At 72.0% G+C, this 6,699-nt stretch carries 6 protein-coding genes; 2 read left to right on the top strand and 4 right to left on the bottom strand.

Translation table 11 applies throughout. From position 1 onward, the window contains the following. Both AC2CHE_RS26235 and AC2CHE_RS26230 read left to right on the top strand, forming a co-directional pair. Positions 1-1,651 (top strand): beta-N-acetylhexosaminidase (locus tag AC2CHE_RS26235; protein WP_484507514.1); only part of this gene is annotated, 1,651 nt, incomplete at its 5' end. Between the two features lie 532 nt (positions 1,652-2,183). Continuing rightward, a complete protein-coding gene (locus AC2CHE_RS26230) occupies positions 2,184-2,840 on the top strand; it encodes a C39 family peptidase (RefSeq protein ID WP_484507513.1) in 657 nt (218 codons plus the stop codon). Positions 2,841-3,067: 227 nt separating this feature from the next. Here the strand turns inward: AC2CHE_RS26230 and dusB are convergent, their stop codons facing one another. The 4 genes from dusB to AC2CHE_RS26210 all read right to left on the bottom strand — a co-directional run. Continuing rightward, the gene (dusB, locus tag AC2CHE_RS26225) at positions 3,068-4,246 is read right to left on the bottom strand and encodes a tRNA dihydrouridine synthase DusB (RefSeq protein ID WP_484507512.1); all 1,179 of its coding nucleotides are present in this window, start codon (positions 4,244-4,246) and stop codon (positions 3,068-3,070) included. A 24-nt stretch (positions 4,247-4,270) separates the two neighbouring features. Next, positions 4,271-4,417 (bottom strand): hypothetical protein, encoded by a 147-nt coding sequence (locus AC2CHE_RS26220; protein WP_484507511.1) that lies wholly within the window; start codon positions 4,415-4,417, stop codon positions 4,271-4,273. Between the two features lie 328 nt (positions 4,418-4,745). After that, the gene (locus tag AC2CHE_RS26215; RefSeq protein ID WP_484507510.1) at positions 4,746-6,125 is read right to left on the bottom strand and encodes a glycine--tRNA ligase; all 1,380 of its coding nucleotides are present in this window, start codon (positions 6,123-6,125) and stop codon (positions 4,746-4,748) included. A 130-nt stretch (positions 6,126-6,255) separates the two neighbouring features. Then, positions 6,256-6,699: Rv0361 family membrane protein (locus tag AC2CHE_RS26210; protein WP_484507509.1), on the bottom strand; the 444-nt coding region annotated here is incomplete at its 5' end.

Below are 6,699 nucleotides of genomic sequence, written 5' to 3'. Positions count from 1 at the left end.
GGCCCGGGCGGCGGAGCGGAAGGCGGCGGCGCTGCTCGCGCCGCCGGCACCGACCCGGCTGGGCGACGTGGTGCCCGCGCCGGAACGGGTCGAGCCGGACGCTGCGGCCGGCTACCTGCTCGCCGCCGACGCGGTGATCCGGGTCAGCGCCGACCCGGCCGCCGTGGCCGTCGCCGGGCATCTCGCCGCGCTGCTGCGCCCGGCGACCGGATACCCGCTGCCGGTCACCGAGGCCGCCACACCCGTACCGTCCGGTGGCATCGCCCTCGCTCTGACCGACGAGGCCGCACTGGGTGTGGAGGGCTACCGGCTCGACATCACCACCGACGGCGTACGCATCGCCGCCGGCACCGCCGCCGGTCTCTTCCACGGGGTGCAGACGCTGCGGCAGCTGCTGCCGGCCACCGTCGAGAGCGTGACCCCGGTCACTGAACGCTGGGTGCTGCCCGGCGGATCGATCCTCGACCGCCCCCGGTACCCGCACCGGGGAGCGATGCTCGACGTGGCCCGGCACTTCTTCGGCGTCAGCGACGTGCTGCGGGTGATCGACCACCTGGCCCGGTACAAGCTCAACCGGCTGCACCTGCACCTCACCGACGACCAGGGCTGGCGGATCGCGATCGACTCCTGGCCCCGGCTGGCCACCGTCGGCGGAGCCGGCGCGGTCGGCGACGCCCCCGGCGGCTACTACAGCCGGGCGGAATACCAGCGGATCGTGGCGTACGCCGCCGGGCGGCACATCACCGTGATCCCCGAGATCGACCTGCCCGGTCACACGCACGCGGCGCTGACCGCGTACGGCGAGCTGGCGCCCGACCGGGTCGCACCGCCGCCGTACACCGGCACCGAGGTCGGCTTCAGCTATGTCGACCCGGCCAGCGAGCGCACCTACGACTTCGTCGCCGACGTGCTCGGCGAGATCGCCGCGCTCACCCCCGGCCAGTGGCTGCACATCGGCGGCGACGAGGCGTTCAAAGTGCCCGCCGAGGTGTACGCCGCCTTCGTCGAACGGGTGCAACGCATCGTCGCCGGGCTCGGCCGGGAGGTGATCGGCTGGCACCAGATCGCCCCCGCCGCCCACACCGACCGACGGATCCTCCAGTGGTGGGGCACGACCGGCGACGATCCGGTGACCGCCGAGGCGGTACGCCGGGGCGCACGGCTGATCCTCTCCCCCGGCAACCACGCGTACCTCGACATGAAGTACGCGCCCGACACTCCGATCGGGCACGACTGGGCCGGCCTGATCGACGTACGCCGGGCGTACGACTGGGACCCGGTCGGCCACCTGGCGGGCGTACCGGCCGAGGCGGTGCTCGGTGTCGAGGCACCGCTGTGGACCGAGTCGGTGACCACCCTCGCCGAGATCGAGTTCATGCTGTTCCCCCGGCTGCCCGCCATCGCCGAGTTGGGCTGGTCGCCCCGGTCGACGCACGACTGGGACGGGTTCCGCGACCGACTGGCGGGGCACGGCCCACGCTGGGCCACGGCGGGCATCGCGTACCACCGCTCTCCTGAACTGCCCTGGCCGGCGACGCCGGTGCCCGCCCCGCGCAGGCCGTCGACGGGCGCCGAGCCGGCCGGGCAGCGGCCGGTCAGCCGTTCCGACGAGCCGCCGGTCCGTCCAGGAGCAGCTCCAGACCGAGGGTGAAGCGGTCCACCGGTCCACCGGTCCACCGGCGAAAAGTGCGTCGCGCAGCGCGACGGTGTGCGGAAACGGCCGGCGGGCAGGTCGCGGTGGCGTCGCGACGCCAGGCGCACCGGTGGGCTGTTCGAGCGGATCGCGGCGTATGTCGGAAATGCCCGGCTCGGCGTCGCCGGCACCCGACTTCTGACCCGCCCTGACCGAACGTCCGGTTCGCGGTGACCGGGGCCACCCCGGCGGCGGAATCGCGGACCCGGCCCGGTGGTTATACCTGGCGTAACCGCGAGCGCCTCGCAGCGCCGCCCCCGGCCCGGGTCGGAATGATCCCCCACCGCCGGGCGTTGCACCCCCCGGACGACAAACGCCGGTGCCACCCGCCTGGCCCGCGAGGACTCCGCGGAATGGTCCCGGCCCACCCGGCGTCACATCCCCCGGACACCGGATCAGCGCGTAGCACGTCTGCCCTTTCCCGCGAGGCCCCACCCGCATCCCCACGCGGGCCGGAGCCACGCGCACCCCCGACCGAAAGGTGCGAATCATGGCTACCACCATCCTGCGCAAGACCGCCCTGACCATCGCCGCTGCCGCCGCCACCGCCGGTGGCATCGCCGGCCCCGCCGTCGCCGCCCAGGCCACGCCGGGCGTCCAGGCCAGCGCCGTGGCACAGGACCGCAAGCCCGGCGGCGAGCGCGAGCTCGGCGTCCGCTACGAGGCGCAGCCGAACTTCTACTACTGCGGCCCCGCCGCCACCCGCAACGCGCTGAGCGTGCAGGGCAAGAACATCGACGTGGACACCATGGCCAAGGAGATGCGTACCACCGAGGCCGGCACCAACTCCATCAACGACATCACCCCGGTGCTGAACAAGGAGACCGGGAAGGACGTCTACAAGTCGGTCGAGATCTCCGACGCCAAGGCTGGCGACAAGCAGACCGACAAGCTGCGCGACGACATCGTCCGCACCGTCGACGACGGCCGTGCCGTGGTCGCCAACATCGCCGGCACCGCCACCGACACCGACGGCACCACGCACAGCTTCGAAGGCGGCCACTACATCAGCGTCGTGGGCTACCGCGACGGCGGCGAGACGGTCACCATCGCCGACTCCGCCGACCCCGCCCAGGCCTCCTACCGGGTGAGCGTCGACGCCCTCGCCGACTGGATCGCCACCCGCGGCTACAGCGCCACCTCCTGACCAACCCCGAACACCACGAAGGGCCGACCCCACCCGGGGCCGGCCCTTCGTGGTCTCTCCCCAACCCCCACCCGTGGGTACGACAACATCGGGGAAGTTGCAGTGTCACGCCACGACGAGGCAGCAACATCGGCGATGTTGCTGCCTCGCACCCGCCTCGTTGACAGCGTCGGCAGCAAGCGGGGGCGTGGACACGGGGCGGCGCGGGTGCGGGGACGGGTGACGGGTCAGCCGCCGGAATCGTCCAGCTCGGCACCCTCCGGAACGGTGTCGTCGTCGCGGCTGGCCAGCCAGCCGTCGGGCAGGAAGACCTTGCCCGGCGAGTTGGTCCGCCCGCGCGGCTGGCCCAGCGTCTCCACCGGGAACGGCGCCGCCGGGTCGAGCTTGCCGAGCAGGTCGTCGAGCTGGGCCAGGCTGTCGATCATCGCCAGAGCGCGGCGCAGCTCGCTGCCGACGGGGAAGCCCTTGAGGTACCAGGCGACGTGCTTGCGAAAGTCGGTGCAGCCGTCCCGTTCACCTCGGGCCGGGCTGCGGGCGCCTGCCGTGAACTGTTCGACCAGCAGCTCGGCGTGCCGGCGCATGGCCACCGCGACCTCGCCGAGGGTGGGCAGCCGCCGCTGTGGCGAGCCGTTGAACGCCGCCTCCAGGTCGGCGAAGAGCCACGGCCGACCGAGGCAGCCGCGACCGATCACGACGCCGTCGACTCCGGTGTGCGCCACCATCCGCAGCGCGTCGTCGGCCTCCCAGATGTCGCCGTTGCCGAGCACCGGCACGTCGAGCGCCTGCTTGAGGGTGGCGATGGCGTCCCAGTCGGCGGTGCCCGAGTACCGCTGCGCGGCCGTACGCCCGTGCAGGGCGACCGCGGCCACGCCGGCCTCCTGGGCAGCGAGCCCCGCTTCGACGTACGTCAGGTGCTCGTCGTCGATGCCCTTGCGCATCTTGACCGTGACCGGCACCCCGGCGGGTGCCGCGGCGTCCACGGCGGCCCTCACCAGGCGGGCGAAGAGCCGCCGCCGCCAGGGCAGCGCCGCGCCGCCACCGCGCCGGGTCACCTTCGGCACCGGGCAGCCGAAGTTGAGGTCGATGTGATCGGCGAGGTCCCGTTCGACCACGATCCGCACGGCGGCGGCGGTGGTCTCCGGGTCGGTGCCGTAGAGCTGGAGGCTGCGCGGGCGCTCGTCCGCGCCGAACGCGATCATCCGCAGCGTCTTCGGGTTCCGCTCGACCAGGGCGACCGTCGTGATCATCTCGCAGACGTAGATGCCGCCGCCCTGCTCCCGGCAGAGCTGCCGAAAGCCGACGTTTGTGATACCGGCCATCGGGGCGAGCACCACCGGCGGCCACACCTGGTGCGGCCCGATGCTCAGCGACGGCCGCTCGGCGGCGGGAGTGCGGGCGGTTTCCACCGCTCAAGGGTACGGGGGCCGTGGTCAGCGCCGCCGCCACGGCCAGCGGCGACCTCCACCACCGGAACCCGAGGCGCCCCGCATCAGCTCCGCCGTCCCCCGCAGCTTCTGCCGGATCTCCAGCCCGGCCACGCCGAGCAGATCGGTCAGCTGGACGCCCTGCTCGACCACCGACCGGGCGCGCTCGACGTCACCGGTCGCCAGCAGCGCCGGCGCGTAGATCGAGTACGTGTTGGCCAGCTCCCAGATGGTGATCGGCTGATCCGGGTCGAGCGCCTTCAGGCGCAGCTCCGTCGCCCGCGAGGCGGCCAGCGCCGCCTCCTGGGCATCGGTCGCCGCGCCCTGCTGTCGCGTGCTTCCGGCTCCACGTCGTTGACCCTCCGTCTCCGTGCGGATACGCCCGCCTTGGAGACATCATTGGACATGGATGCCAGTCGGCCCGCTGCCGCACCCGGCCCGGGCTGCCGGCATGGACCGGCACGCCCGGGCGGAGCCGCGATCAGCAGCCGGGAAGGTGCTCGATCAGGTAGCGCTCGACCTGGTCCAGGCCGATCCGTTCCTGGGTCATGGTGTCCCGGTTGCGCACGGTCACCGCGTCGTCGTCAAGGGTGTCGAAGTCGACGGTGACGCAGAACGGGGTGCCGATCTCGTCCTGCCGACGGTAGCGGCGACCGATGGCCTGCGAGTCGTCGAACTCGACCACCCAGCGCTTGCGCAGGTCGGCGGCGAGCTGCTTCGCCTTCGGGGAGAGCGCCTCGTTACGCGACAACGGCAGCACCGCCACCTTGACCGGGGCCAGTCGCGGATCGAAGCGCATCACGGTGCGCTTGTCCACACCGCCCTTGGTGTTCGGCGCCTCGTCCTCGTCGTACGCCTCCAGCAGGAAGGCCAGCACCGCGCGGGTGAGGCCGGCGGCCGGCTCGATCACGTACGGCATCCACCGCTCGCCCTTGGACTGGTCGAAGTACGACAGGTCGACGCCGGAGTGCTTGCTGTGCGTGGACAGGTCGAAGTCGGTGCGGTTGGCGATGCCCTCCAACTCGGCGAACTCGGTGCCGCCGAACTGGAACCGGTACTCGATGTCGACCGTGCGCTTCGAGTAGTGGGAGAGCTTCTCCTTGGGGTGCTCGTAGAAGCGCAGGTTGTTCTCTGACAGACCGAGGTCGAGGTACCAGTTCCAGCGCTCCGCGAGCCAGTACTCGTGCCACTGGTCGTCGGTGCCCGGCTCGACGAAGAACTCCATCTCCATCTGCTCGAACTCACGCGTACGGAAGATGAAGTTGCCCGGGGTGATCTCGTTGCGGAACGACTTGCCGGTCTGCGCGATGCCGAACGGCGGCTTCTTGCGGGCGACCGTCTCCACGTTGCGGTAGTTGACGAAGATGCCCTGGGCGGTTTCCGGACGCAGGTAGTGCAGACCCTCGTCGCTCTCCACCGGGCCGAGGTAGGTCTTCATCAGGCCGTTGAACATCCGCGGCTCGGTGAAGGTGCCCTTGTTGCCGCAGTTGGGGCAGTTCAGCTCGGCCAGCGAGGTCGGCGGGCGACCGTGCTTGGCCTCGTACGCCTCCTCAAGATGGTCGGCGCGGAACCGCTTGTGGCAGGACTGGCACTCGGTCAGCGGGTCGACGAACGCCTCCAGGTGCCCCGCGGCGGCCCACACGTCCCGGGCGAGGATCACCGCGGAATCCAGCCCCACCACGTCGTCGCGCTGCTGGACCATTGTCTTCCACCACTGCCGGCGGACGTTCTCCTTGAGTTCCACGCCGAGCGGACCGTAGTCCCACGCCGACCGGGTGCCCCCGTAGATCTCGCTGGAGGGGAAGACGAAGCCCCGGCGCTTGGCGAGGCTGACGACGGCGTCGATACGGTCGGCTGGCATTTTTCCTCCTACGCCGACTGGCGGTCGGCGGGGACGTCACGGTCGGCGGGGACGTCACGGTCGGCGGGGATGACTCGGGACCACGGTACGACCGGTGCGGTCCCGAGCCCAGCACATTACCCGCGGCCGGTCAGTTGACTCCGCAGACCTCCATGCCACCGGTCTGCGGATCCTGCGCGAGCACCACCTGCTGGCGTTCCTGCCCACCCCCGCGGTAGGTCACCTCCACCGGCACGGTGAGCGTGGTGGTGTCCACCTCGCCGACCCGGTAGGAGGAGATCTGCGGCTCAGCGGCGGACCGGCGCTCGAACTCCTGCCGGGACTCGCGCCGCCGGGCGTCCTCGCAGAGCTGGTCGTACGCCCGGCCGTAGTCGCCGTCGGACAGTGCCCGGTAGTAGTCGCCGGAGACCGTGCGGCCCTGTTCCTCGATCGCCTGCACCCCGCTGACCAGCAGGCCGACGATCGCCGTGCCGCCACCGCCGCAACAGAGCAGCAGGGCCAGCGCCCCCGCGCCGAGACCGAGCCAGAGCCGGGACCGACCTCCCTCGGTCGGTGGCGCCGCGAACGGCGGCGC

The sequence above is a fragment of the Micromonospora sp. ATLC16 genome (genome assembly GCF_057196645.1).
The sequence above is the reverse complement of the archived record's forward strand: the minus strand, read 5'-3'. Positions and strand labels throughout refer to the sequence as shown.

Excerpts from the sequence above, each read along its gene's own strand:
- AC2CHE_RS26215 (WP_484507510.1), bottom strand. The coding sequence starts at position 6,125 with ATGCCAGCCGACCGTATCGACGCCGTCGTCAGCCTCGCCAAGCGCCGG.
- AC2CHE_RS26230 (WP_484507513.1), top strand. The coding sequence starts at position 2,184 with ATGGCTACCACCATCCTGCGCAAGACCGCCCTGACCATCGCCGCTGCC.